Source organism: Mycobacterium sp., from assembly GCF_019247615.1.
Taxonomy (GTDB): domain Bacteria; phylum Actinomycetota; class Actinomycetes; order Mycobacteriales; family Mycobacteriaceae; genus Mycobacterium.
Genome location: NZ_JAFBAT010000027.1, coordinates 18369 through 44945, shown reverse-complemented (window position 1 = coordinate 44945; position 26577 = coordinate 18369). Strand labels below are relative to the sequence as shown.

The window sequence follows — 26577 nt, the reverse complement described above, 5'->3', positions numbered from 1 at the left end:
TGACGCCCAGTGCGGCGATCTGCTGGCGCAGCGTCTGCTCCAGCAGCCGGGCGATGCGGAAGGGCGTCTTGACGCCGACGTTGATCAGCGCGCCCACGGCCCGCCGCTCGATGCCGGGAAGCTGGAAGCCGGTCAGCGACCCGACCGTCTCGTCTTGCGGCGGACGGGGTTCCGGCGTCGCGTCCAGCAGGATTTCACCGAGCCCGGCACCCGAGACCCCGTCGACGATCGCGTGATGCATCTTGGTCAGGGTCGCGATCCGCCCGCCTTCGACACCTTCGATGACCCACATCTCCCACAGCGGTCGGGAGCGGTCCAGCTTGTAGGACATCAGCCGGCCCGCCAACTCCTCGAGCTCGCGGCGACCGCCCGGCGCGGGCACGCCGATGCGCCGGATGTGGAAATCCACGTCGAGTTCGGCGTCCTCGACGAACCAGGGCCGGTCGAGCCCGAGGGGCGCGCCGGTGACCCGCCAACGCAGCTGCGGCACCTCCGGCAGCCGCTCGATGAGCAGTTCGCGTAGCCGCTGAAAGCTGTACTCGGGCGCATCCTCCGGATCGCAGATCGCCAGCGCGCCCACATGCATGTGCCAGCCGGCGGTTTCCGCGGACCAAAACGCCGCGTCGATACTGGAAAGCCGTTTCATGCCCCGACCGTAACCCCCGATCAGGCATCCTCCAATAGGTCGGGTGTCACCGCGGACTCGGTGTCCGGGATGCCATCGACCTTCGCCTTGCGGTCTGCCATGGACAATAAGCGCCGAATACGCCCGGCCACAGCATCTTTCGTCATGGGCGGGTCGGCCAGGCGGCCGAGCTCCTCCAACGAGGCCTGCCGGTGCTCGACGCGCAGTTTGCCCGCTGACGCCAGGTGGTCGGGGACGCTATCGCCGAGGATTTCCAGCGCGCGTTCCACCCGCGCGGCCGCCGCGACCGCGGCGCGAGCGGAGCGCCGCAGGTTGGCGTCGTCGAAATTGGCGAGCCGGTTGGCCGTGGCTCGCACCTCGCGCCGCATCCGGCGCTCCTCCCAGATCAGCCGGGTGTCCTGAGCGCCCATCCGGGTCAGCAGGGCTCCGATCGCCTCGCCGTCGCGGACCACCACCCGGTCGGCACCACGCACCTCGCGGGCCTTCGCGCTGACGCCCAGCCGGCGCGCCGCGCCCACCAGGGCCAGGGCAGCCTCGGGGCCCGGACAGCTGACCTCCAGCGCCGAGGACCGCCCCGGCTCGGTGAGCGACCCGTGCGCCAGGAAGGCCCCGCGCCACGCCGCTTCGGCGTCGGCGACGCTGCCGCCGACGACCTGCGCCGGCAGGCCACGCACCGGACGCCCCCGCATGTCGAGCAGCCCCGTCTGACGTGCCAGCGCCTCGCCGTCGTTGGCAACCCGCAGAACGTACCGGGTGCTCTTGCGAATCCCGCTGGCGGACAATACATGCACGACGGCGTTGTAGCCGTAGAGCTCGAAGATGTCCTTGCGCAGCCGCCGCGCGATGTTGCCCAGGTCGACCTCGGCCTCCACGACCACCCGGCCGCCCACGATGTGCAGGCCGCCGGCGAACCGCAATAGGGAGGTGACCTCCGCGCGACGCGCGCTGACCGACTTCACCACCAGGCGGCTCAGCTCGTCCTTGACTTCGGTCGTCATCGCCACACGTCGTCACCCCTCGTTTCAACGTCGACCGGAATCTGTGCCGTGGTCTTGTTCGAAGGGGTCATGGGGCCTTCCGAACCACCACCGTGGCCGGCTCGCACCCCGTCCAGTGCCGCCGCGAGCTTGCCCGGGTCATGTAAAGGTGTACCAGGTCTGGCCACGTCGACGAAGTGGACGTCGGCTTGGAGCAGCGTCGCGGTGCGGCGCAGTTGCTCGCGTTCCCGCTCACTCGGCACTCGTTCGGCGTCGATGATGATGTCGTGCACGGTGAAGCCGGGCGCATGCTGGGCCAAAACATGCAGGTGACGCTCGACGGAGAAACCGGCCGTCTCCCCCGGCTCGGCCACCAGGTTGAGCACCAGCGCCCGGCGGGCAGTCGTGGCCCGCAGCGCCGCCGCCAGCCCCGGCACCAGGACGTGCGGGATCACGCTGGTGAACCACGATCCGGGCCCGAGCACCACCAGGTCGGCGGCCATGATGGCGTCGACCGCCTGCCGGGTGGCCGGCGGGTTGTCCGGCAGCAGCCGCACCCGCCGCACCTTGCCCGGGGTGGTCGCGATCGCCACCTGGCCCCGGATCAGGCGAAACATCCGGGGGTCGGCCTCCAGGCCGGACACGTCGGCCTCGATCTGCAGCGCGACCGGGCACATCGGCAGCACCCTGCCCTTGACGCCGAGGATGCGTCCGATCTCGTCGAGGGCGGCGACCGGATCGGCCAGCACCTCGTTGAGGCCGGCGAGCAGGAGGTTGCCGATCGGGTGCCCCGCCAGGGCGCCGCTGCCGCCGAATCGGTGCTGCAGGATGGTCGCCCACAACCGTCCATACGGGCTGTCGGATGCCAAGGCGGCCAACGCCATTCGGAGATCACCCGGCGGTACCACATCGAGTTCGGTGCGCAGCCGGCCCGATGAGCCGCCGTCGTCGGCGACGGTGACCACGGCCGTGACATGCGGCGTCAGTCGGCGTGCCGCGGACAGCGTCGCGTACAGGCCGTGCCCGCCCCCCAGTGCGACGATGCTGTGACTTATCGGCTGGCTTATGGCGCCGCTCATTCGCGGCCCAGATCCCGGTGCAGCACCCGCACCGCGAGTTGGGGATTGCCGCTCAGCAGCTGCATCAAAGCGTCGGCGATCGCGACGCTGCGATGCTTGCCACCGGTGCACCCGATGGCGACCGTCATATAGCGCTTGCCTTCCCGGCGGTAGCCGTCGACAACCAGGTTCAGCAGTCGATGGTAGGCGTCGAGAAACTCGGCCGCGCCCGGCTGGTCCAATACGTAGTCCCGCACTGCCGGGTGCTGGCCGGTGAGCGGACGCAGTTCGTCCACCCAGTGCGGGTTCGGCAGAAACCGCACGTCCATCACCATGTCCGCGTCCATCGGCAGGCCGTACTTGAAGCCGAAGGACTCGACGGTGACGCTGGTTGATGCGCCCGTGTCGCCGCCGAAGGCACGCTCGATGCTTTCCCGCAGACCCCGGACCGAGAGCGTCGACGTGTCGATGATCAGGTCGGCGGTGGCCCGAACGGGGGCCAGCATCTTGCGCTCGGCGGCAATGCCCTCGGCCAGGGTCTGCGTGCCCTGCAGCGGGTGGCTGCGACGATTCTGCTCGTAGCGGCGCACCAGCATGTCGTCGGACGCCTCCATGAACACCACGCGAGGGGTGATGTTGCGGGTGGCCAGCTCGTTTCGCACCTCGTCGAGGTCGCCGGTGAATCCGCGCGACCGCACGTCCATCACGACCGCCAGCTGGGTGATCCGCGAGCCCGCCGCGAGCCCGAAATCCACCATCCGGGTGATCAACTGGGGTGGCAGATTGTCGGCGACGTACCAGCCGAGATCCTCGAGCACCTTGGCCGCGGTACCTCGTCCGGCGCCCGACAATCCCGTCACCAGAACGACGTCGATGCCGGCTCCGTCCTCAGGGTAGGCATCGCCCGGGTGGCCCTCCGTCACGTCACCGTGCCTCGTCATCCCGAATTGTTCCGTTGCGTCGGCCGCAGCGCCTCGAGGACGGCCGTGGCGGTGGCCACGCCGATACCCGGAACAGCGGTGATCTGTTCGACGGTGGCCTCCTTGAGGCGGGCTATCGATCCGAAGTGGGTTACCAGCGCCTTGCGACGATGCTCTCCCAATCCTGGCACCGAATCCAGCGCCGAGGCGGTCATTCGCTTGGATCGCTTGCTGCGATGGTAGGTGATCGCGAACCGGTGCGCCTCGTCGCGGACCCGCTGCAAGAGATAGAGTCCCTCGCTGTTGCGCGGCATGATGACCGGGTCCGGCTCGGAGGGCACCCATATCTCTTCCAGCCGCTTCGCCAAGCCGATCACCGCGACGTCGGTGACACCGAGTTCGTCGAGCACGCCGCTGGCCGCGTTGACCTGGGGCGCGCCGCCGTCGACGACATACAGGTTGGGCGGATAGGCGAACCGGCGCGACTTTCCCTCCGGGGCAAGCATATTCGGATCCGCCTGATCGTTCAGGTGCCGCAGGAACCGGCGTCGGGTCACCTCGGCGATGGAGGCGACGTCGTCGGAGCGTCCGTGGCCGGCGGCCTCGCGGATGGCGAAGTGGCGGTAGTCGGATTTGCGCGGCAGACCATCCTCGAATACCACCAGCGAGGCAACCACATCGGTGCCCTGCACGTGGCTGATGTCGACGCATTCTATCCGCAGTGGGGCATGAGCCAAGCCCAAGGCGTCCTGAATACTTTGCAGTGCAGCAGATCTGGCGTTGAAGTCGCCGGCGCGTTTCAGCTTGTGTTGCTGCAGCGCCTCTTTCGCGTTGCGCTGCACGGTCTCGGCCAGCGCGCGCTTGTCCCCGCGTCGCGGCACGCGCAGCGTCACCCGCGATCCACGCAGGCCGGTCAGCCAGCTGGCCAATTCGTCGGCATTGGACGGCAGACACGGCACCAGCACTTCCCGGGGCACCGGATTGGTGGATTCGTCGGCCGCGCCGTCCAGCTCCGCCTGCTCGCCATAGAACTGCGTCAAGAACTGCTCGACCAACTGCTCCTCACCCGAATCGCCTGGGTCCGCAGACTTTTCGACGATCCAGCCGCGCTGGCCGCGAACCCGGCCGCCGCGGACGTGGAACACCTGCACCGCCGCCTCCAACTCGTCGTCGGCGAAGGCCACCACGTCGGCGTCCGTGCCGTCACCGAGCACGACGGCCTGCTTCTCCATGGCACGCTTGAGCGCGGAAAGGTCGTCGCGGAGCCGTGCTGCCCGTTCGAAATCGAGCTGCTCGGACGCGGCGTTCATTTGTTGTTCCAGTTCCCGGGCAAACCGATCGGTCTTGCCGGACAAGAAGTCGCAGAAGTCTTCCACGATGTGGCGATGCTGCTCGGGGCTGACCCTGCCGATACACGGCGCCGAGCACTTGTCGATGTAGCCGAGCAGGCACGGGCGGTCAATTTGCTTGTGCCGCTTGAACACGCCGGCCGAGCAGGTGCGCGCAGGGAAGACCCTGGTAAGCAAATCCAGCGTTTCACGGATCGCCCAGGCGTGGGAATACGGGCCGAAATACCGCACACCCTTGCGCCGCGGGCCGCGGTAGACCATCAGCCGGGGAAACTCCTCGTTGAGGGTGACGGCCAGTACCGGGTACGACTTGTCGTCGCGGTAGCGGACGTTGAAGCGCGGATCGAACTCCTTGATCCAGTTGTACTCCAGCTGCAGCGCCTCGACTTCGGTGTTGACCACCGTCCACTCGACCTTGGCCGCGGTGGTCACCATCTGCCGGGTGCGCGGGTGCAAGCCGGCGATGTCGGTGAAGTAGGACGTCAGCCTGCTTCGCAGGCTCTTGGCCTTGCCGACGTAGATGACCCGCCCGCGCAGGTCCCGGAATCGGTAGACGCCCGGCTCGACCGGAATGGACCCGGGCGCGGGGCGATATGTGGCGGGATCTGGCACCTCACCAGGCTAATAGTCGGCCGATCGCCGTCAGCCATTGCAGTCGTGAAGGCCGATAGTCGATCCGGGTCCCGCCCCGTCCAGGGCCGCCGCATCGGCGGCGTCCAGGCTGAACGCGACTCGCCCCGCGACGGTCTTCCCGTCGCTGCTATCCGCGATCGCGAGACAGCCCAGTCCCGATGTGACCACCTGGCAGTCGTTGGTCTTGCCGGCGACGTCACACCACAGGACGGCCGCATCCTCCGCCTCATGGCGAGTCCGATAGTTGAGCCGGATGGCCTCTTCTCCGGTCGACGAGGACGCCGCGATGGCACCCCAGCACCCCGGCCTGCAGTAGAAATCGATATCTGCGCGGGCCGCCGGCGCGGTCAACGACTCGGCGGCGACGAGAACACCGATCACCGCCGTCATGGCAACGTTTCTCATGGTCGCGTCCACGGTCGCATCCGCAGCTCGGAACGAGGTGAGAGCTGACCCTGAGGACGGTGAGAGCGTCGGTCGAAGCCTCAGGTAGTCAACCTGTGCGCGGGTGGTTGTGATATCGCGCCAGCAGAGACCGCACCGTGTCCATGGCTTCCACGGCGCGCTCCTTGTCGACGGCTTGGATCGCCATCAGGGGGATGTACTCGTCGTCGGGTAGATCGATGCGTGCCCAACGGCTACTGGCCGGGAAGGACACACCGACCACGTCGGGCCACCGAACCAGCCTGTACCCCAGAAGATTCCGGACCGAAAGCCCCGACGGCCCGACCCGCAGCCGCGGCCGCGCGAACATCAGCACTGCGCCGGCGATCACCAGACCCAGGATGGCGATCGCCACCTGGTCGGCGGTGTGGATGATCGCCCCGCTGGGTCTGAGGTTGAGCAGCAGGCCGAGGACGATGTGCGCTGCGGCGATCAGGAACGCTGCGGCATAGATGAATGGTGGCGAGCGATGCGGACGCAATTCGACATCCCAGACCTCGGCAGCGTGCGGCACCGGTCTCACGGCCGAGAGCGCAGGTCACGCAGGGTCAGCGCGGCCGACAGGGCGGCCCCGGCGGCCTGGGCGCCTTTGTCCTCGGCCGATGTCGGAAGCCCGGCCCGCGCGAGTGCCTGTTCTTCGGTGTTCGTGGTCAGCACGCCGTTGGCAACCGGCGTGGAGGAGTCCAGGGAAACCCGCGTCAGCCCCTGGGTGACGGCATCACAGACATATTCGAAATGCGGTGTCTCGCCGCGGATCACGACGCCCAGGGCGATGACGGCGTCGTGGTTGCTGGCGAGCTCCTGGGCCACCACCGGAATCTCGATCGCGCCGAGGACGCGAACCACCGTCGGGTTGTCGACGCCCGAGTCGACGACGACCCGGCGAGCGCCGGCCAGCAACGCATCGCAGATCTCGGTGTGCCAGGTGCTTGCGACGATGCCGAGCCGCAGACCGGATGCGTCAAGCACCGGGATCTCCGGCACACCGGCGCCAGGGCTCACAGAGCACCGCCGAATTCGCCTGGCAAGTGGACGGACTCGTGAAAGTCGTCGAGGCCGACCAGGTCGTGACCCATCTTGTCGCGTTTGGTCATCAGGTAGCGGATGTTCTCCGCGTTGGCCCGCACCGGAAGTGGCACCCGCTCGATGATGTGCAGTCCGTATCCGTCCAGCCCGACCCGCTTGGCCGGATTGTTCGTCAGCAGCCGCATCGAGCGGACCCCCAGGTCGACCAGAATCTGCGCGCCAATCCCGTAATCCCTTGCATCGGCGGGCAATCCAAGCTTGAGGTTGGCGTCCACGGTGTCGGCGCCGGCATCCTGCAGCTGGTAAGCCTGCAGCTTGTGCATCAAGCCGATGCCGCGGCCCTCGTGCCCGCGCATGTAGAGCACCACGCCGCGGCCTTCGCGGGCGACCATTGCCATCGCCGCGTCCAGTTGAGGTCCGCAGTCGCAGCGACGGGAACCGAACACGTCGCCCGTCAGGCATTCGGAGTGCACGCGGACCAACACGTCGTCGCCGTCGGCGTTGGGTCCGGCGATCTCGCCGCGGACCAGGGCCACATGTTCGATGTCCTCGTAGATGCTGGCGTAGCCGATCGCGCGAAACTCCCCATGACGAGTCGGGATTCGCGCTTCGGCGATCCGCTCGATGTGCTTCTCGTGTTTGCGCCGCCATTCGATCAGGTCGGCGATGGTGATCAGCGCGAGATCGTGTTCGTCGGCGAAGACCCGCAATTCGTCGGTCTGGGCCATCGAGCCTTCGTCCTTCTGGCTGACGATCTCGCAGATAGCGCCCGCGGGCTGCAGTCCCGCCATCCGGGCAAGATCGACGGCGGCTTCGGTGTGTCCGGGTCTGCGTAACACGCCACCGTCCTTGGCGCGCAACGGAACAACGTGACCGGGGCGGGTGAAGTCGTCGGCGACGCTGTCGGGATCGGCCAGCAGCCGCATGGTCGTCGCCCGGTCGGATGCCGAAATCCCGGTGCCCACGCCGCGTTTCGCGTCGACTGTGACCGTGTAGGCGGTTCCGTGCTTGTCCTGGTTCACCGCGTACATCGGCAGCAGCCCCAGCCGGTCGCAGATCGCGCCGTCCAATGGTACGCACAGGTAACCGGAGGTGTAGCGGACCATGAAGGCCACCATCTCCGGGGTCGCCATCTCGGCGGCAAATATCAGGTCGCCTTCGTTCTCCCGATCCTCGTCATCGATGACGATGACCGCCTTACCGGCCGCAATGTCGGCAACCGCCCGTTCGACGGAGTCCAACCTCGTCATCTCTGCTGCCTTGCTGTCGTACGGCCCCGCGGGGACCCAGGTGTTGCACTCAGTATGAACTACCTCGGCGCCGCCGTTATTGCAACAACGTGGCACGTGCCCAAGCTGGCCCTGACCAGGGCAAACGAGGCCGCGCAAGGCGGCGCGACCGACGTAAGCGTCACCTGTGCCCCGGTTAAGCGTGGCATTTGAAGTTGGCAGCCACGCCGGGAAGGTGGTTTTGGGAAAATCGCACGGGGAATGGGCTGGGGCATGACCATCAACGAATCGAACACCACCAAGCAATCACGGCCGTGGCTTCGACTGTGCACGGGCGCGCTGGCGGCCGGTGGCGTGGCCGCGGGCATGCTCGGCCTGACAGCGGGTGCCGCCCAGGCCGCGCCGCCTCCCGCACCGATGTACCACCACCACTGGTGCCCGGGCGACCAGTGGGACCCGGGCTTGGGCCCCTACCAGAACTGGAACAACTGCCGTGACTGGGACGACAACTACGGCGGCCCGGCCGGTTATGGTGCGCCGCCGCCGTGGGCGCGGCCGATGCCGCCGCCACCGGTGTGGGCGCCATGGGCACAGGTCGTATGGAACGCCGACGCGAATGGTTGGGGATTCTGGAACAACGGGGCTTGGACCCCTCTCTGATCAGGAACGAATAACCAGCTGATCTGAAAAATTAGGGCTTTTGGCCGCAGCGGCACGCCGCCGCTGCGGCCAAAAGTGCGCTTGGGGTTGGTCCGGCAGCGCTAGCCGCCCATTGCCGCCAATGCCGCCGCCGGCGAAACCGCTCAAGTCGCCTCCGACAGCGACTCCGCCGCCGCCACCACCGCCGTTGCTGTCGGCGAAACCGCCGCTGCCGACAGCACCGGTGTTGGTCGAGCCCCTGTTGCCGTTGTTGCCGGGATTGCCCCCGGTACCGCCGACCCCGCCGTTGCCGCCGTTGGTGCCGTTGGCCGCGGAGCCCGTGGTGCCGGCCCCGCCGGCGCCGCCTCGGCCGCCGTTGCCGACAAACCAAGCGTGCCGCCCTTGCCGCCGGGCTGCCCAGGCGCACCTGACCCGCCGTCACCGCCGGGCCCGAACAACAGCCCGCCCGGCCCCCCGTTTTGCCCGGTCCCCGGCGCCCCGTTGGCCCCCTTGCCGATCAAAGGGGTCCCCAACAGGAAGTTGGTGGGCGCATTGATCACCGCCCGCACGTCTTGCCAGTGTTCTGCAATGCAGGGGCGTTAGCCGCTTCGGTGCCCGCGTAGGCGCTCCCGGCGGCATTCATCGTCTGCACGAACTAGGCATGAACCGCCGCCGCCGCCTGCGCACCGAACGCCTGAAAAGCCTGCGCATGAGTGGAAAATAGCGATGCGATCGCCGCCGACACCTCATCACCCGCCGCCGCCACCACCGCGGTCGTGGACGGCGCCGCCGCCGCATTCGCCGCGGTCAGCCCCGAGCCGATGCCCGCCAGATCCGACGCCGCCGAAGCCACGAACCCTGGGAACCGCCACGAGATACGACATCGCTACTCCGCCACGCCGTCGACACATCGCTACCGGGATTTATGTGAAAGCTCTATGAGAGTACGCGGGTTTCAGCCCAGCATTCCGCGTTTTGCTCTACATGTGTCGAAAAGTGTTCTGGGGCGCGGATTCTGCGGCGCGGGGCGCGGAGCCACCGCGAGTAAGTAACCGCTCGACATACTTGGCGATGACGTCCACTTCGAGGTTCACCCGCGTTCCGACCGGAGCACCGCCCAGCGTGGTCAGTTCCCGCGTCGTCGGGATGAGCGATACCTCGAACCAGTCGCGCGGTTCGGCGCCCAGCCCCGAGACCGTCAGGGACACCCCGTCGACAGTGATCGATCCCTTCTCGACGACGTAGCGGGCCACCGCCGCCGGCATCTCGATGCGCACCACCTCCCAATGCTCGGAGGGTGAACGAGCCACCACTCGGCCGGTACCGTCCACGTGGCCTTGGACGATGTGCCCCCCGAGCCGGCTGTTGACCGCCGCGGCGCGCTCCAGGTTCACCCGGCTGCCCACGTGCAATTCCCCGAGATTGGATCTGTTCAAGGTTTCGCCCATGACGTCGGCGGTGAATCGGGCGTCCGGCAACAACTCGGCCACAGTCAGACACACCCCGTTGACGGCGATCGAATCACCGTGGGCGGCGTCGGCGGTCACCACGGGCCCCCGAATCGTCAGGCGCGCGGCGTCGGTGAGGACGTCGCGGCCGGTCACCTCCCCGAGTTCCTCGACAATTCCGGTGAACATCGCACCAGGTTAATGCGTGGACGACGGGCGAAGCGGGTCCCGCGTTCGGGGGGCCGCTAACCGGCACCCTCTACGATGCAGGGTATGCACACCCGCCACCGTCTCTTTGCCGTGCTCGCTTCCCTGACCCTTGCCACCGCTGCCATCGCCGGGTGCTCGTCAGGTTCGAAGCAGAGCGGGGGCCCGCTGCCCGACGCCACCACACTGGTCAAGCAATCCGCCGAAACCACCAAGAACGTCAAGAGTGGCCATCTCGTGTTAACGGTGAACGGCAAGATCACGGGCATGCCAATCAAGGTCCTCACCGGTGACCTCACCACCGCACCGGCCACCGCCGCGCAAGGCAACGCCACCGTCACGCTAGGGGGAGCCGACGTGCAACTGGACTTCGTCGTCGTCGACGGCGACCTGTACGCCACCCTCACGCCGAACAAGTGGAGCGATTTCGGTAAGGCCTCCGACATCTACGATCCCTCGGTGATCCTGAATCCGGACTCCGGCTTGGCAAACGCGCTGAACAACTTCACCAACGCCAAGGCCGAGGGCCGCGAAACCATCAACGGGCAGACGACGATCAAGATCAGCGGAAACGTCTCGGCGGACGCGGTGAACAAGCTCGCGCCGCCGTTCAACGCGACGCAGCCGGTGCCGGCTACGGTGTGGATCCAGGAGACCGGCGACCACCAGCTCGTCCAGGCCAGTTTGCAGAAGAGCTCCGGCAACTCGGTTCAGATGACGTTCTCCAATTGGGGCCAGGCGGTCAACGTCACGAAGCCCCCGGTGACCTCGTGAGAGCGCAGGCGGGACGCCGCGTCGCCATCAGCGCGGGCAGCCTCGCGGTACTGCTGGGCGCCCTCGACACCTATGTCGTGGTCACGATCATGCGCGACATCATGCACGACGTCGGGATTCCGATTAACCAGCTGCAGCGCATCACCTGGATCGTCACGATGTACCTGCTGGGCTACATCGCGGCCATGCCGCTGCTGGGGCGGGCCTCCGACCGGTTCGGCCGCAAGCTGCTGTTGCAGGCCAGCCTCGCGCTTTTCATCGTCGGGTCGGTGATCACCGCGCTGGCCGGGCATTGGGGTGATTTCCATCTGCTGATCGCCGGCCGAACCATCCAGGGCGTGGCCAGCGGCGCACTCCTGCCCGTCACCCTGGCCCTGGGTGCCGACCTCTGGTCGAAACGCAACCGCGCCGGCGTGCTGGGCGGCATCGGCGCCGCGCAGGAGCTCGGTAGCGTGCTGGGCCCGCTCTACGGCATCTTTATCGTCTATTTGTTCCACGACTGGCGGTATGTGTTCTGGATCAACGTGCCGCTCACCCTGATCGCCATGGCGATGATCCAGTTCAGCTTGCCGCCGCGGGAACGCACCGATGAGCCGGAGCGCATCGACCTGGTCGGCGGCCTGCTGCTGGCCATCGCGCTGGGTCTCGCCGTGATCGGGCTGTACAACCCCAACCCCGACGGCAAGCAGGTGCTGCCGAGCTACGGGCTGCCGTTGGTGATCGGGGCCGTTATCGCCGCGGTGGCGTTCGTGGTGTGGGAGCGCTTCTCGCGCACCCGGCTGATCGATCCGACCGGCGTGCATTTCCGCCCCTTCCTCGCCGCCCTGGGCGCCTCGCTGGCCGCGGGTGCGGCGCTGATGGTGACGCTGGTCGACGTGGAGCTGTTCGGGCAGGGCGTGCTGCAGATGAACCAGAATCAGGCCGCCGGGTTGCTGCTGTGGTTCCTCATCGCGCTGCCGGTCGGCGCCGTGCTGGGCGGGTGGATCGCCACCCGGATCGGCGACCGGTTGATGACCTTCATCGGGTTGCTCATCGCCGCCTACGGGTACTGGCTGATCCACTACTGGCGCGAAGACGTGATGGAGCACCGGCACAACATCTTCGGGTTGTTCAGCGTGCCGGCCTTGCACGCCGACCTGCTGGTGGCCGGTCTTGGACTCGGCCTGGTGATCGGGCCGCTGTCGTCGGCCGCGCTGCGGGTGGTCCCGGCCGCGCAACACGGCATCGCCTCGGCGTCCGTGGTGGTGGCCCGCATGACGGGGATGTTGATCGGTATCGCCGCGCTGACGGCCTGGGGGTTCTACCGGTTCAACCAGATCGTGGCGGGGCTGACGGCGGCGATCCCCCCCAATGCCACCCTGTTCGAGCGGGTGGCCGCCCAGGCAACCCTGTACCTCCAGGCGTTCGCCGAGATGTACGGCGACATCTTCAAGGTCACGGTCGGCATCTGTGTGGTGGGAGCGCTGCTGGGCCTGCTGGTCGGCGGCCGCAAAGAGCATGCCGAAGAACCGGAAGTGCCCGAGCAGCAGGCCGAGACAAACCCGGCCCGAGCGCACTGACTGCAGCTAGCCGGCTGAGTCATTCATTCATCCGTAGCCGTGCGGCACCAGGCTGAGCACCAGGTCGGGACCTGCCCGGTCGACGCCGTCGAACCGCCAGCGCAACGCCCGCGCGATGGTGGGCACCCCGACATCGTCGACCGCCGTGATGGGACCGCCCAGCAGGATCGGCGCGAAGTAGGCAAGGATGCGGTTGATCGCCCCGGCTCGCAGGAATGCGCCGGCGAGAGTGGGGCCTCCCTCGAGCAGCACATCGGTGCGGTCCGAGAGCGCCTTGATCACCTCCATCGGGTCGCGAGTACGAATCACCATGGTGCGCGAATCGTCGTTGAGAACCTTTGCCTCAGGCGGTATCTCGCGGGTGCCCACCACCACCCGCAGCGGTTGGCGCTGCGCCAGTGAACCGTCGGCCAGCCGGGCGGTCAACGCCGGATCGTCGGCCAGCACGGTGCCGGTGCCGACGACGATCGCGTCGACGATGGCCCGCCGGCGATGCAGGTCGAACCGCGAGGCCTCGCTGGAGATCCACTGACTGGTGCCATCGGCCGCAGCGCTGCGGCCGTCGAGGCTGCTGGCGTACTTCCAGGTGACGTGCGGCAGTCCGGTCCTTACCTTGTACAGCCACTCCCGTAGCGGTCCGCCGGCCACGACGTCGGCCAGCACCCCTGCCCCAACTTGCACCCCGGCCGACTGGAGCCGGCCCGCGCCGCCGCCCGCGATCGCGTTGGGATCGCCGACGGCGTAGACCACCGTCGCGACCCTCGCGTCGATCAGGGCGTTCACGCACGGCGGCGTCTTCCCGAAGTGATTGCACGGCTCGAGGGTGATCACCGCGATGCCGCCGGCGGCCAAGCTGCCGGCCCGGCGCAGAGCCATCACCTCGGCGTGGTCCCCGCCCGCGGGCTGGGTGGCGCCGACGCCGACGACCCGCCCCTCCTGGTCGACGATGACCGCTCCGACCGGGGGGTTCGGATAGGTGGTGCCCTTGACCGAGTAAGACTGTTCGATCGCCAGGCGCATCGCGTCGTCGATGCTCTTGACCGACTGGGGCTGGTTCATGCGCGCAGATGCGGTGACGCGCCCGCGGCCTGTCGGCGCAATGACTCCAATGCCGCCTCCGGATTGTCGGCACCGTAAACCGCGGAGCCGGCGACAAAGCAGTCGACGCCGGCCTCGGCGGCCTGCTCGATGGTGTCTTCGTTGATGCCGCCGTCGATCTCGACGAGGATCGTCAGCTCCCCCGCGTCGGCCATCTTCCGCACCGTACGAACCTTCCCCAGCACCTCGGGGATGAAGCTCTGACCGCCGAAACCGGGCTCCACCGACATGACGAGGAAGGTATCGAAGTGCGGCAGGATCTCCAGGTACGGCTCCAGCGGAGTCTTGGGCTTGATGCTGAGCCCCGCTTTGGCGCCGGCGGCGTGGATATCGCGGGCGACGCTGATGGGGTTGTCCGTGGCCTCGGCGTGGAAGGTGACGTTGTAGGCACCCGCTTCGGCGTACGGGGGCGCCCAGCGGTCCGGGTCCTCGATCATCAAATGGCAGTCCATCGGAATGGTGGTGGTCGCCAGTAGGTCCTCGACGACCGGCAGGCCAATGGTCAGGTTCGGCACGAAGTGGTTGTCCATCACGTCGACATGCAACCAGTCGGCGCCCCGCACGGCGGCCGCTTCGTCGGCGAGTCTGGCGAAATCAGCGGCGAGGATCGAGGGGGCGATCAACGGCCCCGTCAGAGGTCCCGAACTGCGAGCCATGCGCGCCACATTACGCAGCCCGGCCGACGGGCTCACCTCAGGCGCGGCGTAGCGCTACGCCGGCAAGCGGCGTAGCGCGGCCGCGGCACGGTCATCAAGTCGCGCCCGCGCTACGCCGGTAAGCGGCGTAGCGCGGCCGCGAACATGGCGTCGGTGCCGTGCCGGTGCGGCCAGAGCTGCACATACGGGCCATCCCCGAGGCCTTCTCGGACGGGCTCGAACAGCGGGCGGGCGTCCAGTGTGCGCACCGGATGGCGGCGCAGCGCATCGCCCACCACCCCAACGGTTTCCGCGAGGTGCGGCGAGCACGTCGCGTAGAGCACCACTCCGCCGGGCCGGGTCAGCTCGATTGCGGCGGCCAGCAGCTCGCGCTGCAGCTTTGCCAGCGTTGGCACGTCGGAGGGCCGGCGGCGCCAGCGCGCCTCGGGCCGCCGCCGCAGCGCCCCCAACCCGGTACACGGCGCGTCGACGAGTACGCGGTCGAAGCCCGGCTCGAGACCGCTGCGGCGCCCATCGACGCGCACGACGTCGACCGGCAACCCTCGGGTGTTCTCCGCGACCAGATCCGCGCGACCCGCCAACGGCTCCACGGCCGTGATGCGAGCCCCGGATTCTGGGTATTGACTCCGGCCGAGCGCGGCGAGCAGCGCGGTCTTGCCGCCCGGACCCGCACACAGGTCCAGCCACCGTCCGGCGTCGCCCTCGACGGACGCGAGCGTCACGGCCCGGGCAACCAACTGGCTGCCCTCGTCCTGGACCAGGGCGGAGCCGTCGCGGACCGGTTGGAGCCGGCCGGGATTCCCTTTCGGCAGATACACCGCGTACGGCGAATACCGACCGATGGTGCCCCCGACCGCATCGGCGAGCTCGGCGGCCGTCAGCACTCCGGGGCGCGCCGCGAGGTGCACCTGAGGCCGTTGGTCGTCGCTGGCCAGCAGCTCGTCGAGTTCAGTGGCGGCCGCACCCAGCGCGTCGGCAAAGGCCTGCGCGATCCAGCGCGGATGTGCGCTCACGAAGGCCGCGTGCCCGATCGGATCTCGCGCCGCGTCGGGAGCCAGCTCGGCTACCCACGACTTCTCGTCGCGGCCGGAAATGGTCCGCAGCACACCGTTGACGAAACCTGCTCGCGCCGAATCGAATTCGATGCCGGCCTGATCCACCGTGGTGGACACGGCGGCGTGCGGGTCGACCCGGGTGCGCAGCAGCTGATAAGTCCCCAGCCGGAGCAGGTCGAGCAGGACGGGGTTGATGGCTTCCGGCGACCGCCCGGCGGCGGCCCCGATGATGGCGTCGAGCAGTCCCCGGGTGCGGCAGGTGCCGTAGGTCAGTTCGGTGGCGAAAGCAGCGTCGCGCCCGCTGATTCCGCGCTCGCGCAGCAGCGCGGGCAGCGCCAGGTTCGCGTACGCATCGCGCTCGCTGACGGCGCGCAGCACCTCGAACGCCGCGGCACGGGCCGGGTCCAGGGCTCGACGGTCCTTGCCGCTGCCTCGGTCCCGCGGACGGGGTTGATTCATGACGCCCGTGCCGCGGGATCGAGCCGGGCGCCCCGCGCCCAGTCGACGGCGTCCATGAATTTCTTGCCGGGCGGTTGAATTTGGCCCAGCCGTACCGGTTCCGAGCTGGTACCTACCCACACGCCTTGTCGGTCTACGTGAATTGCGCCGGGCGCCAAGGGCTCCGGCGGGGCGCAGCCGTCGCCGAGCCGCACCGGCCCGAGTTTGACCCGCAACTCACCGATGACGGTCCACGCGCCAGGATTCGGAGTGACGGCGCGGATCCGGCGCTCCACCACGGCCGCCGGCAATTCCCAACGCACGCGGGCCTGCTCGACGGTAATCTTCGGCGCCATGCTGACTCGGTCGGTCGGTTGCGGCTGCGGCGTCAGCGTGCCCTCGGCGATGCCGTCCAGCGTCGCCGACAGCAGCTCCGCACCCGAAACTGCAAGTCGCGCAAGCAAATCACCCGCGGTGTCGGTGGGACGGATCGCCTCGGTGACCACCCCGTAGACCGGTCCGCTGTCCAGGTCCGGCTCGATCCGGAAGGTGGTCGCTCCGGTGATCGTGTCGCCCGCGGCGATCGCGGCCTGCACCGGTGCCGCGCCGCGCCAGGCGGGCAACAGCGAAAAGTGCAGGTTGATCCAGCCGCATGGGGGCACGGCGAGCAGGGCGTCGCGCAGCAGCGCGCCGTAGGCCACGACGGCGCAACAATCCGGTGCCAACTCCGACAGTTCGGCGACGAACTCCGGCGAATTGGGGCGCTCCGGCCGCAGCAGTGGAATGCCGCGGGCGAGCGCCTCGCGTGCCACGGGTGAGGGCGCCGGCTTGCGGCGACGACCGGCCGCAGCGTCGGGTCGAGTCAGCACCGCGACCACGTCGTGCCGGGTTGAGTGGATGAGGTGGCGTAACGCGGGCAGCGCGGGTTCCGGGGTGCCGGCGAAGACGAGACGCACGGGCCCAGTCTAAGAAGCGGCTCGATGGGGGCCACGCCTGATCGACAGCAGGCTACACATCGATATCCGCGTCCAGCTGGACGTCTGGCTCCCCCCCGGTGGCGGTGAACGCCGTCAGCGCCCGCACCAGACCGTGGCGCTCCGGCGGCGGCATCTTCTCCACAATGCCGGCGATCTCGGCACGCCGGTGGGCGGTGACCTTCCGAACCACCTCACGGCCGCGCCTGGTCAGCGCGGCCAGCAGTTCGCGCCGTGACGTCGGGTGCGGCAGCCGGTCGATCAGCCCGGCGGCAACGAGCCGGTCGACCATCCGGCCGGTGGCCGAAGGTTGCACACCCAGCAAACCCGCCAGCGTGGCGAGGTTGATGGGACCGCGGTTGGCCAAGATGACCAGGGTCCGGAACTGCGGAATGGTGATCGTCTCGTCGACCTGCGCGATGGAACGCGCCGAAATGGCCACCAGCAACCGGGAAGCCGTCAGCAACGCGTCGGTGATGGCGTCCAGCGACTCGTCGGCCGAGGTCACGTGGTCCGAAACCATCGCTGCCCTCTCCCCCTGCCGGCCAACATCCAATATCGGACTCGGTGACACATTCCGACACATATTATCGCCATAGGGATCGATTTGGCACCGGGTGTTTAACCGATGTGCAACGGGTCTAGCTGGATCCGAACCGGCTCCTGGCCTTGGCGGGCACTGAGCAAACTGGCGCCCCGTCGCAGGCTGGCCGCCAGCGCCAGGCCCTGCTCGCGGCGCACGCGCACCAGCATTCTGGTCACCGGTACCCCGGCGGGGGTTCCCGCCGGGCGGCGCACACCCGGCGGCGGATCCACCGGTCCCAGCAGATCGGCGTGCAGGCTTGCCTGCTCGCCCAGCCGGGCTTCTGCAAGCAGGGCGTCAACGGCGGCGGCCGTCCCGTCCACGGCGGCCATGTGCACACTCGGTGGCAGACCAACCTCGGTTCGAGCCGCCAGTTCAGCCTCCGCGTGACCGACCGGATCCCAGCGAATCAGCGATTGCACTGTGGGGATGGATGATTCGGCGACCACCAACACCGTGCCGCCGTCGCCGCGGGCACGCACCAGCGCGGCGGCGGCCATCCACCGCCAGAGGGCGTCCTCGGCCGCGCGCAGATCTTGCCGACCCAACAGCGCCCAGGTATCCAGCAGCAGTGCCGCGCCGTACCCGCCCCGTGCGCGGGGTTCCGCACCCGGAGTGGCAACCACGAGGGCCGGGCTGGCGGCCACCTCGGCAACGATCGCGTCACCTGCCGAGGTGACGACCGGTGTACCCGCGAAGGCGCGGCCGAGCTCTTCGGCCGTGCGGCGAGCCCCGACGACCACCGCCCGCACCGCGTCGGATCCACAGCGCGCGCAGCGCAACATCGGCTCGGCGCGTCCGCACCAGCGGCACACGCCACCCGGGCCGCGTTCGTGCAGGGACAGCGGTCCGGTGCAGTGCCGGCAGCGCGCGATGGTGCGGCAACGTCCGCAGGCCAACGACGGGATGTAGCCGCGCCGCGGTACCTGAACCAACACCGGCGCTCCGGCATCCAGCGCGGCGCGAGCCGCTCGCAGCGCAATGTACGGGATGCGCGCCGTGCGCGCCGCGGGGTCGCGTTCGTCGGCGTAGCCGCTGTCGTCGAGGGCGACCACCCGCGGGGTACGGGCACGCATCACCGGCCGGGCCGCGATGATGTCCCGCGCCCATCCGCTGCGCACCAGCGCGTGAGCTTCGGCGGTCCGCGAATAACCACCGATCAGCGCCGCGCAGCGTGCCTGATGCGCGCGCAGCATCGCGACCTCCCGGGCATGGGGGTAGGGCGCCCGGGGCTCGGCCAGGGTGTCATCGGCATCGGCCCACACCATGACCAGCCCCAGGTCGCTCACCGGAGCGAACACCGCGCTCCGGGTGCCGATCACGAAGCGCGCCGTACCGCGCAGCGCGGCAAGCCAACGCCGATAGCGGGCCGCCGGCCCGAGTCCGGCCGAAAGGGCCACCACGCTGTTCTCGTCGATCCGCGCCGTCGCCGCCCGCCACAGCGCGTCCAGATCGCGCTGATCAGGCACGATCGCCAGCGCCGCGCGCCCCGTCCGGATGGTTTGCGCCGCCGCCTCCGCGAACCGCTCGGCCCACTGCTCGCCCGGCAGCGCCTGCCAGACCGCGCGCGCGGCACGAGACTCGGCCAGAGCGGCAAGGAACTGCCCGCCGCGGCCGTAAACGTCCCAGCCCGACGGGTCGACCGGCGCCGGAATCGACGTGTCGGGCAGCGCAACCGTCGCCGTGGCCTCGCGTTCCACCCGGGCATGCCGGGGCGGAACGGCCAGCCGCAACACATCGGGGCGGGTGCCCGCATAGCGGGCCGCCACGGCGTCGACCAATCGACGGGTTTCCGCCGTCAGTACCGGTTCGGCCGACACCACACGATCGAGCCAGCCCAGCTTGCCCGCGTGGTCGGTGTCGTTGCGGCGCTCGAGCAGAAACCCGTCGACCAGCCGACCGTGGAAGCGCACCCGCACGCGTACGCCGGGCTGCGCATCGTCGGACTGTTCGGCCGATACCAGGTAATCGAACTCGCGGTCCAGGTGCGGCACCGAGAGCATCGGCAGCACTCGGGCGATCGGTTCGACCTCGACGGGAGTGCGCGCACCGCCGCTCCGCGTCACCGCGTCCTCGAGCCCCGAGTTACCTTGTCAGCCAATGTGTTCGCCACGCGGCCCACCGTAACGCCGGTGACCGACACTATCGCTCGTCGGAGTCGGATTCGTACTCGTCGTACTCCTCGTCATACTCCGCGTCGTAATCGGCGTCGTATTCCGATTCCTCACCGCTATCCACTCGGCCGAAAAAGAATCCGGCGGTGATCAGGATCTGAGCCGCGGCGTACAGCCACCAGATCGGCACCGCCAGCGCGTCGTTGTTCAGGATGAACCGGCCGATGCCGATCATCGCATCGGAAACCCCGAAACACACCGCCCCCACCGCGGTCCAGATTGTCGGCAAGTCCGCGAGCAGCGCCATGCACACCATCGCGGCCAGCGCGACCATATAGGCCGTCACCGGAATGGTCAGCTTGTCGCGGCTCAGGTGCGGCCAGAACCACGCCAGCAGGGACACCGCAACCAGACACACCAAGATGACGCCGGCCACCCGCACCGTCGACGGTTGGGCCAGGGGGACCAACGCGACCAGAAAACACAAGTGTGCCAACAGAAACGCCGAGAGCCCGAGGCCGAATGAAAGCGTCGACCAGGGAATCGCCAACAGCCAGTCGCCGGCGGCCGACAACAGCAGCGCCGGCACCAGCCAGCGTCGCTCGCGGATGACGATGTGTCCCAGCGCGGCGACCGCCAGCAGCAGCGCCATCGACGCCTTGAACACCGGCTGCAGGAACCAGTGGCCGGTCAACACGGTTCCCGGCGGCGAGCGCAAGGCGAGCACGGTCAGGTATACGCCATAGGCGGTCCCTGCCCAGCCGGCCAAGACCCAGGCCCCCGACACCCGCCGGGGTGCGTACGGTACTTCCATGCCCAGCCTGGACACCGCCGACGAGAAACCCGGTATCGACCCCACTCTGCTGAAGGTACTTGATGCGGTTCCGTTCCGGCTATCAGCCCGCGATGGTGTCGAGGCTCTGCGACGGCGGTTCCGCGACCTGCCGCGCCGCCCGCTGCACCCCGAGCTGCTGGTCGAGGACCGGGCCATCCCGGGTCCCGGCGGCCCAATCGGAATCCGGATCTATTGGCCACCAACTCATCCCGGGCGAAGCGCGGCAACGCCCGTCGTTCTGTATTTCCACGGCGGCGGCTTCGTCGTCGGCGACCTGGACACCCACGACGGGACGTCGCGTCAGCACGCGGTGGGCGCCGACGCGATCGTGGTATCCGTCGACTACCGGTTGGCGCCCGAGCACCCCTATCCCGCCGCCGTCGAAGACGCCTGGGCCGCAACGCAGTGGGTCGCCGCGCACGCCGATGACATTGGTGCCGTCGTCGATCGGGGGACCACATGGATGGCAGTCGCCGGAGATTCAGCCGGCGCGACCCTCTCCGCGGTGACGGCGCAGCTGGCGCGTGACCACAACGGACCGCCGATCGCTTTTCAGCTGTTGTGGTACCCCTCCACGCTGTGGGATCCGTCACTGCCGTCCTTCACCGAGAACGCCGCCGCGCCGATCCTCGACGCCGATGCGGTGGCCGCGTTCTCCCGTTGGTATGCAGGCGAAGTCGACCCCTCCGATCCCCCGCCGGGCATGGCGCCGGGGCGGGCTGAAGACCTCGGTAACCTACCGCCGGCCTACATCGCAGTGGCCGGTCACGACCCGCTGCGCGACGACGGCATCCGATACGGCGAGCTGCTGGCCGCTGCCGGCGTCCCCGTCGAGTTGCACAACGCCGACACCATGGTGCACGGCTACCTGGGTTATGCGGGTGTGGTCCCCGCCGCCACCGCGGCAATGGATCGCGGGCTCGCCGCCTTGCGAGCTGCGCTGCATTAACGGCTCGGAACGGTACGGTAAACGCATGATTGAGCCGACCATCGCCCGAGCGGGCATCGATCCGACGTTCAAAGCGTTGCTCGACGCGTTTCCGATGACCTTCAGCGCCGCCGACGGTGTCGAGGTGGCGCGCTCGAGGCTGCGGCAGCTCCAAGTGCCGCCGCAGCTGCTGCCGGAGGTGCAGGTAGAAGACCGAACGATCGGTTACGGCGATCTCACGGACATTCCCGTTCGGATCTACTGGCCGTCCGGCGAGGATGAGCTCGATCGACCACTGCCCGTGGTGGTCTTCTACCACGGCGGCGGATTCGCGCTGGGCGACCTGGAGACGCACGACCCCGTGGCCCGCTCCCACGCCGTCGGCGCGGAGGCCATCGTGGTTTCGGTCGACTACCGGCTGGCCCCCGAGCATCCCTTCCCGGCCGGGGTGAACGATTGCTGGGCCGCGTTGCGGTGGGTGGCCGAGAACGCCGCCGACCTCGGCGGCGACCCGGATCGCATCGCCGTGGCCGGCGACTCCGCGGGGGGTAACCTCGCCGCGGTGATGACGCATCTCGCGCGCGATCACGGCGGACCGGCGCTCGCCTTCCAGCTGCTCTGGTACCCGGTCGTCACGGCCGACATGTCGCTGCCGTCGTTCACCGAGAACGCCTTCGCGCCCATCCTGGACCGGGAAGTCATCGACGCCTTTCTGGGCTGGTATCTGCCCGGCGTCGACATCACGGATCCTCAGGCACTACCCGCCACCCTCTCGCCCGCCAATGCGGCCGATTTGTCCGGTTTGCCGCCCGCCTACATCGGAACCGCCGAGCACGATCCGCTGCGCGACGACGGGGCACGGTACGCCGAGCTGCTCAACCTTGCGGGTGTGCCGGCCGAGCTGAGCAACGAGCCGACCCTGGTGCACGGTTACGCCAGCTTCGCGCTGGTGATACCCGCCGCCGCCGAGGCCACCAACCGCGGGATCGCGGCGTTGAGGAAGGCGCTGCACGCCTAGGGGCCGCGCTGCGTGTAGGCGCTCGGCGCGACGCCATGCCAGCGCTTGAACGCGTGCGAGAAGGTCGAGACCTCCGTGTACCCCAGCCGCGTCGACACCTCTTCGACGGTCAGCCCGACGTTGCGCAGCAAGTCGACCGCCACCGTTGAGCGGGCTTCGTTGAGCAGGGCACGGAAGGACGTGCCCTCCTCTGCGAGCCGACGGCGCAGCGTTCGCGGGTGGATGCCGAGTTGGCCCGCGACGTCGGGAAGAGTGAGGAAGACGCCGGAATCGCGGAACAGCTTGCTGCGCACCAACGCCGTGATGCCCCGGCGGCGCTCGCTCTTCTGCATCAGCACGTCGCACTGCGCCATGCACATCTCCAGCGTGTGCGGGTCGGCCTGCGGCAGCGGCTCGTCGAACATGGCGCGCGGGATGTGCAACCGGTTGTGCGCCCGGCCGAACCGCACGTGCACCGGCACCAGTTCGAGCAGCGGCCGCAGCAGTTCCTCGTCGACCGCCAGCTCAGCCGAGACCTCGTCCGCGTATTTCTCCGCCACCGGAAGCACGAAACCGATTGTGGTCGCGATGATTCCGGCGATGTCGCGCTCGATGAAGAAGCCCTGCACGTCGGTGGGCAGGTGATCGGCGTCGAGTTCGATGACGCACTCTTCGGCGGTTTCGAACAGCGTGAGGTGGATGTGCATCGTGGTCAGCGAGAAATAGCGCATCGCGATGGAAAACAGTTCGCGAAGAGTGCCGCACGACATCACCGCAAACCCGAACAATCCGAGGTGGGTGAGCGTGGACCGGCTGCCCACATCGACGCCGATCCCCGCGACCCCGGGAAGCCGGGCCAGCAGCCGGCGCACCGCGGTGATCTCGTCGACCGCGCTGACCATCGTGTCCGGCTTGTTGAGATCGGCAGGATCGATCGAGGTACCGGCCAGCACCTCGTTGGTCGGGACCCCGCGTTCGTTGGCCACTTCGCACAGCACCCGGGTCGCATGCACCGGGTGACTCAGCGTCGGCAGAAGTTCCATCAGGTGTCCTAAATTCCCAACTCTGTGTCCGATAATCTCATTACTGACCGCCGCCGTCATCCATACAGTTGGAGTTATGGCCATCCTCACTGCCGAGCGGCCCCGAACGGGACCGGCCACCCGGCTGAGCTCCTGGACGATGACGCGGGAAGCCCTCACTGTCGGATTCGATGTGGGCAACGGATTCGCGGGCCGGACACGCGGCCACGATATCGTCCGATTTCGTTGTGCTGGTAGACGTTTCGTCTCGATCAGCCACCCCGAATATGTCGATCACGTGCTGCACGAGGCCCGGCTGAAATACGTGAAATCAAACGAATACGAGCCCATCCGGGCGACCGTGGGCATCAATCTGCTCACCGACGAGGGCGATTCCTGGGCCACTCACCGCGGCGTCCTGAACCCGACCTTCGCGCGGCGCCGCCTGAACGACATCGTCGACCTGATGATCGACCCGATCACAGACGTCACCGATGCGCTGGAAACCGGCAAACCGTTCGACATCCATGAGACGATGGTCGAGGCCACCCTGCGCGTGGTCGCCAATTCCCTGTTCAGCCAAGACTTCGGACCGTTGGTCCAGAGCATGAGCGACCTGGCCACCCGCGGACTACGGCATGCTGAGCGGCTGCAGCGATTCGCATTGTGGGGCCTGATGCCGCGGCCGGTCTACGACGCGCTGCACTGGTTTGCCTTCTGCGGCGTCCGGCTGCCGCCACCGTTGCGCGACATGCAGGACATCTTGCTGACGCTCGACCGTGCGGTCAACGCGGTGATCGATCACCGCCTGCTGCACCCGACCGACTCCGCCGACCTGCTCAATGTGTTGCTCCGCGCCGACGGCGGACGATGGCCACGCCAGCGGATCCGCGACGAGGCGTTGACGTTCATGCTCGCCGGTCACGAAACCACCGCGAATGCCATGTCCTGGTTCTGGTATCTGTTGGCGCAGCACACCGAGGCCCGGGATCGGATGCTCGCCGAGGTCGACGATGTGCTGGGTACTCGCCGTCCAACCGCCGACGACCTGGGCAGCTTGCCGTGGACCACCGCATGCCTGCAGGAATCGCAGCGCTACTTCTCCGCGGTGTGGACCATCTCGCGGCGCGCCATCGAGGACGACGTCATTGGCGGACACCACATCCGCCGCGGCACCACCGTCCTCATCCCGATCCACCACATCCACCACGACCCACGCTGGTGGCCCGACCCGGAAACCTTCGACCCAACCCGGTTCTGTCCGCCGGATAAGGACCGTCCCCGCTCGGCATACCTGCCGTTCGGCGGCGGTCGGCGCATCTGTATCGGACAGAGCTTCGCCCTGATGGAGATGGTGCTAATGGCGGCAATCATGAGCCAGCGCTTCACCTTTGAGCTCTGCCCCGACGACCCGGTCGAACTCGAGGCGACCTTGACTCTGCGGCCCAAGCGCGGGGTGCACGTCACGGCAAGCAGGCGCCGATGAAACCCGATTACCACACGCTGATCGTGGGGGCCGGATTTTCGGGCATCGGCGCCGCAATCGAACTGGACAAGGCCGGCTTCGCCGACTATCTCGTCGTCGAAGCCGGGGATGGCGTCGGCGGCACCTGGCACTGGAACACCTATCCCGGTATCGCCGTGGACATTCCGTCGTTCTCCTACCAGTTCTCCTTCGAGCAGAGCCCCCGCTGGTCGCGAACATACGCACCGGGCCGCGAGCTCAAGGCGTACGCCGACCACTGCGTCGACAAATACGGCATCCGGTCGCGAATCCGGTTCAACACCAAGGTGATCGCCGCGGAGTTCGACGAGCACCATGCGCTGTGGCGGATTCAGACGGACCCCGGCGGCGAACTAACGGCCCGATTCGTGATCGGCGCCACCGGTGTGCTGACCGTGCCCAACCTGCCGGACATCGACGGTGTGGACTCGTTCGACGGCATCACCATGCACACCGCGCGGTGGGACCACGGCGAGGACCTGGCGGGCAAGCGCGTCGCGATCATCGGCACCGGCGCTTCCGCCGTGCAAGTCATCCCCGAGATCGCGCCGATTGTCAAGCAGCTCAGCGTCTTTCAGCGCACCCCGATCTGGTGCTTCCCCAAATTCGACGTGCCGCTACCCACGGCGGCGCGATGGGCGATGCGAATTCCGGGCGGCAAGTCGGCCCAGCGGCTGCTCAGCCAAGCGTTCGTCGAGCTGACGTTCCCGATCTCGGTGAACTACTTTTCGGTGTTTCCGCTGGCCAAGCGGATGGCGGCGGCGGGCCGCCGCTACCTGAGCCAACAGGTCGACGATCCCGTGGTGCGCGACCAGCTCACCCCGCGATACGCGGTAGGCTGCAAGCGGCCCGGGTTCCACAACACCTATCTGTCGACATTCAACCGCGCCAATGTGCGGCTGGTCACCGAACCGATCGACAAGGTCACGCCCTCGGCGGTGGCCACCACCGACGGTGAAAACCATGAGATCGACGTGCTGATACTGGCCACCGGCTTCAAGGTCATGGACCCCGACCACGTCCCCACCTACGCGGTCACGGGCACCGGTGGCCGGTCTTTGAGCAAGTTCTGGAACGAACACCGACTCCAGGCCTACGAGGGTGTCAGCGTCCCCGGTTACCCGAACATGTTCAGCGTGCTGGGCCCCTACGGCTACGTCGGGTCATCGTATTTCGCGCTCATCGAGACGCAGACCCACCACATCGTGCGGTGCCTGAAGCGGGCGCGGCGCACCGGCGCGACCCGGGTTGAGGTCACCGAGGAGGCCAACGCCCGGTACTTCGCGGAGATGATGCGCAAGCGGCACCGGCAGATTTTCTGGCAGGACAGTTGCCGGCTGGCCAATAGCTATTACTTCGACAAGAACGGCGACGTCCCGATCCGTCCCGCCACCACGCTCGAGGCCTACTGGCGCAGCCGGCGATTCAATCTCGACGATTACCGGTTCAGCCGTTGAGGACCAC

At 68.2% G+C, this 26577-nt stretch carries 25 protein-coding genes and 1 pseudogene; 7 read left to right on the top strand and 19 right to left on the bottom strand.

Annotation, left to right across the window (positions count from 1 at the left end):
* From JO059_RS01910 to JO059_RS01870, 9 genes are all read right to left on the bottom strand, one after another.
* Window positions 1-646 (bottom strand): wax ester/triacylglycerol synthase family O-acyltransferase (locus JO059_RS01910; protein ID WP_293314323.1); only part of this gene is annotated, 646 nt, incomplete at its 3' end.
* Between the two features lie 20 nt (window positions 647-666).
* Window positions 667-1644, bottom strand: a complete 978-nt coding sequence (gene whiA, locus JO059_RS01905) for a DNA-binding protein WhiA (RefSeq protein ID WP_293314322.1) — start codon at window positions 1642-1644, stop codon at window positions 667-669.
* A complete protein-coding gene (gene yvcK / locus JO059_RS01900) occupies window positions 1641-2678 on the bottom strand; it encodes a uridine diphosphate-N-acetylglucosamine-binding protein YvcK (RefSeq protein ID WP_293314330.1) in 1038 nt (345 codons plus the stop codon). Before yvcK ends, whiA begins: the two co-directional genes overlap by 4 nt.
* Before the next feature lie 20 nt (window positions 2679-2698).
* Window positions 2699-3622, bottom strand: coding sequence for an RNase adapter RapZ (gene rapZ, locus JO059_RS01895; RefSeq protein ID WP_293314320.1), 924 nt, complete (start codon window positions 3620-3622; stop codon window positions 2699-2701).
* The gene (gene uvrC / locus JO059_RS01890) at window positions 3619-5562 is read right to left on the bottom strand and encodes an excinuclease ABC subunit UvrC (RefSeq protein ID WP_293314318.1); all 1944 of its coding nucleotides are present in this window, start codon (window positions 5560-5562) and stop codon (window positions 3619-3621) included. Before uvrC ends, rapZ begins: the two co-directional genes overlap by 4 nt.
* A gap of 30 nt (window positions 5563-5592) precedes the next feature.
* Window positions 5593-5988, bottom strand: coding sequence for a DUF4189 domain-containing protein (locus tag JO059_RS01885; protein ID WP_293314316.1), 396 nt, complete (start codon window positions 5986-5988; stop codon window positions 5593-5595).
* An 88-nt stretch (window positions 5989-6076) separates the two neighbouring features.
* Window positions 6077-6541, bottom strand: coding sequence for a PH domain-containing protein (locus JO059_RS01880; protein WP_293314328.1), 465 nt, complete (start codon window positions 6539-6541; stop codon window positions 6077-6079).
* Between the two features lie 5 nt (window positions 6542-6546).
* Window positions 6547-7029, bottom strand: a complete 483-nt coding sequence (gene ribH / locus JO059_RS01875) for a 6,7-dimethyl-8-ribityllumazine synthase (protein WP_293314314.1) — start codon at window positions 7027-7029, stop codon at window positions 6547-6549.
* Window positions 7026-8303: a bifunctional 3,4-dihydroxy-2-butanone-4-phosphate synthase/GTP cyclohydrolase II gene (locus JO059_RS01870; protein ID WP_293314312.1), complete on the bottom strand. Its 1278-nt coding sequence runs from the start codon at window positions 8301-8303 to the stop codon at window positions 7026-7028. The genes ribH and JO059_RS01870 overlap by 4 nt, the downstream gene beginning before the upstream one ends.
* A 252-nt stretch (window positions 8304-8555) precedes the next feature.
* Between JO059_RS01870 and JO059_RS01865 the strand changes: the two genes are divergently transcribed.
* A complete protein-coding gene (locus tag JO059_RS01865; protein ID WP_293314311.1) occupies window positions 8556-8942 on the top strand; it encodes a hypothetical protein in 387 nt (128 codons plus the stop codon).
* 99 nt (window positions 8943-9041) lie between these two features.
* Here the strand turns inward: JO059_RS01865 and JO059_RS01860 are convergent.
* A pseudogene (locus JO059_RS01860) lies at window positions 9042-9805 on the bottom strand (PE family protein); the annotation flags it as partial.
* Window positions 9806-9901: 96 nt separating this feature from the next.
* On the bottom strand, window positions 9902-10558 hold the full coding sequence (locus tag JO059_RS01855) for a riboflavin synthase (protein ID WP_293314309.1): 657 nt from the start codon (window positions 10556-10558) through the stop codon (window positions 9902-9904).
* 84 nt (window positions 10559-10642) lie between these two features.
* Between JO059_RS01855 and JO059_RS01850 the strand changes: the two genes are divergently transcribed.
* Entirely contained in the window at window positions 10643-11350 is a 708-nt protein-coding gene (locus JO059_RS01850; RefSeq protein WP_293314307.1) for an LppX_LprAFG lipoprotein, read from the top strand.
* Complete coding sequence (locus tag JO059_RS01845; protein ID WP_293314306.1) at window positions 11347-12909, top strand: MFS transporter; 1563 nt, start codon at window positions 11347-11349, stop codon at window positions 12907-12909. Before JO059_RS01850 ends, JO059_RS01845 begins: the two co-directional genes overlap by 4 nt.
* A 27-nt stretch (window positions 12910-12936) precedes the next feature.
* Here the strand turns inward: JO059_RS01845 and ribD are convergent, their stop codons facing one another.
* The 7 genes from ribD to JO059_RS01810 form a co-directional block, all read right to left on the bottom strand.
* The gene (ribD, locus tag JO059_RS01840; RefSeq protein ID WP_293314304.1) at window positions 12937-13968 is read right to left on the bottom strand and encodes a bifunctional diaminohydroxyphosphoribosylaminopyrimidine deaminase/5-amino-6-(5-phosphoribosylamino)uracil reductase RibD; all 1032 of its coding nucleotides are present in this window, start codon (window positions 13966-13968) and stop codon (window positions 12937-12939) included.
* Window positions 13965-14663, bottom strand: coding sequence for a ribulose-phosphate 3-epimerase (gene rpe, locus JO059_RS01835; protein ID WP_293314303.1), 699 nt, complete (start codon window positions 14661-14663; stop codon window positions 13965-13967). The genes ribD and rpe overlap by 4 nt, the downstream gene beginning before the upstream one ends.
* A 110-nt stretch (window positions 14664-14773) precedes the next feature.
* Entirely contained in the window at window positions 14774-16177 is a 1404-nt protein-coding gene (locus JO059_RS01830) for an rRNA small subunit methyltransferase B (protein WP_293314301.1), read from the bottom strand.
* Window positions 16174-17112, bottom strand: a complete 939-nt coding sequence (fmt, locus tag JO059_RS01825) for a methionyl-tRNA formyltransferase (RefSeq protein ID WP_293314299.1) — start codon at window positions 17110-17112, stop codon at window positions 16174-16176. The genes JO059_RS01830 and fmt overlap by 4 nt, the downstream gene beginning before the upstream one ends.
* A gap of 52 nt (window positions 17113-17164) precedes the next feature.
* On the bottom strand, window positions 17165-17653 hold the full coding sequence (locus tag JO059_RS01820; RefSeq protein WP_293314297.1) for a MarR family transcriptional regulator: 489 nt from the start codon (window positions 17651-17653) through the stop codon (window positions 17165-17167).
* Window positions 17654-17751: 98 nt separating this feature from the next.
* Window positions 17752-19716: a primosomal protein N' gene (locus JO059_RS01815; protein WP_293314327.1), complete on the bottom strand. Its 1965-nt coding sequence runs from the start codon at window positions 19714-19716 to the stop codon at window positions 17752-17754.
* 139 nt (window positions 19717-19855) lie between these two features.
* Window positions 19856-20641: a lysoplasmalogenase gene (locus tag JO059_RS01810; protein ID WP_293314295.1), complete on the bottom strand. Its 786-nt coding sequence runs from the start codon at window positions 20639-20641 to the stop codon at window positions 19856-19858.
* Between JO059_RS01810 and JO059_RS01805 the strand changes: the two genes are divergently transcribed.
* Together JO059_RS01805 and JO059_RS01800 are read left to right on the top strand one after the other, a co-directional pair.
* A complete protein-coding gene (locus JO059_RS01805) occupies window positions 20640-21611 on the top strand; it encodes an alpha/beta hydrolase (RefSeq protein ID WP_293314293.1) in 972 nt (323 codons plus the stop codon). The genes JO059_RS01810 and JO059_RS01805 overlap by 2 nt on opposite strands.
* A 25-nt stretch (window positions 21612-21636) precedes the next feature.
* Window positions 21637-22608, top strand: coding sequence for an alpha/beta hydrolase (locus JO059_RS01800; RefSeq protein WP_293314292.1), 972 nt, complete (start codon window positions 21637-21639; stop codon window positions 22606-22608).
* On the opposite strand, the gene JO059_RS01795 is transcribed toward JO059_RS01800, so the two are convergent.
* Window positions 22605-23630, bottom strand: a complete 1026-nt coding sequence (locus tag JO059_RS01795; RefSeq protein WP_293314290.1) for an AraC family transcriptional regulator — start codon at window positions 23628-23630, stop codon at window positions 22605-22607. The genes JO059_RS01800 and JO059_RS01795 overlap by 4 nt on opposite strands.
* Window positions 23631-23706: 76 nt before the next feature.
* Between JO059_RS01795 and JO059_RS01790 the strand changes: the two genes are divergently transcribed.
* Both JO059_RS01790 and JO059_RS01785 read left to right on the top strand, forming a co-directional pair.
* A complete protein-coding gene (locus JO059_RS01790; protein WP_293314288.1) occupies window positions 23707-25095 on the top strand; it encodes a cytochrome P450 in 1389 nt (462 codons plus the stop codon).
* Entirely contained in the window at window positions 25092-26570 is a 1479-nt protein-coding gene (locus JO059_RS01785) for an NAD(P)/FAD-dependent oxidoreductase (protein WP_293314286.1), read from the top strand. The genes JO059_RS01790 and JO059_RS01785 overlap by 4 nt, the downstream gene beginning before the upstream one ends.
* Window positions 26571-26577: the final 7 nt, after the last annotated feature.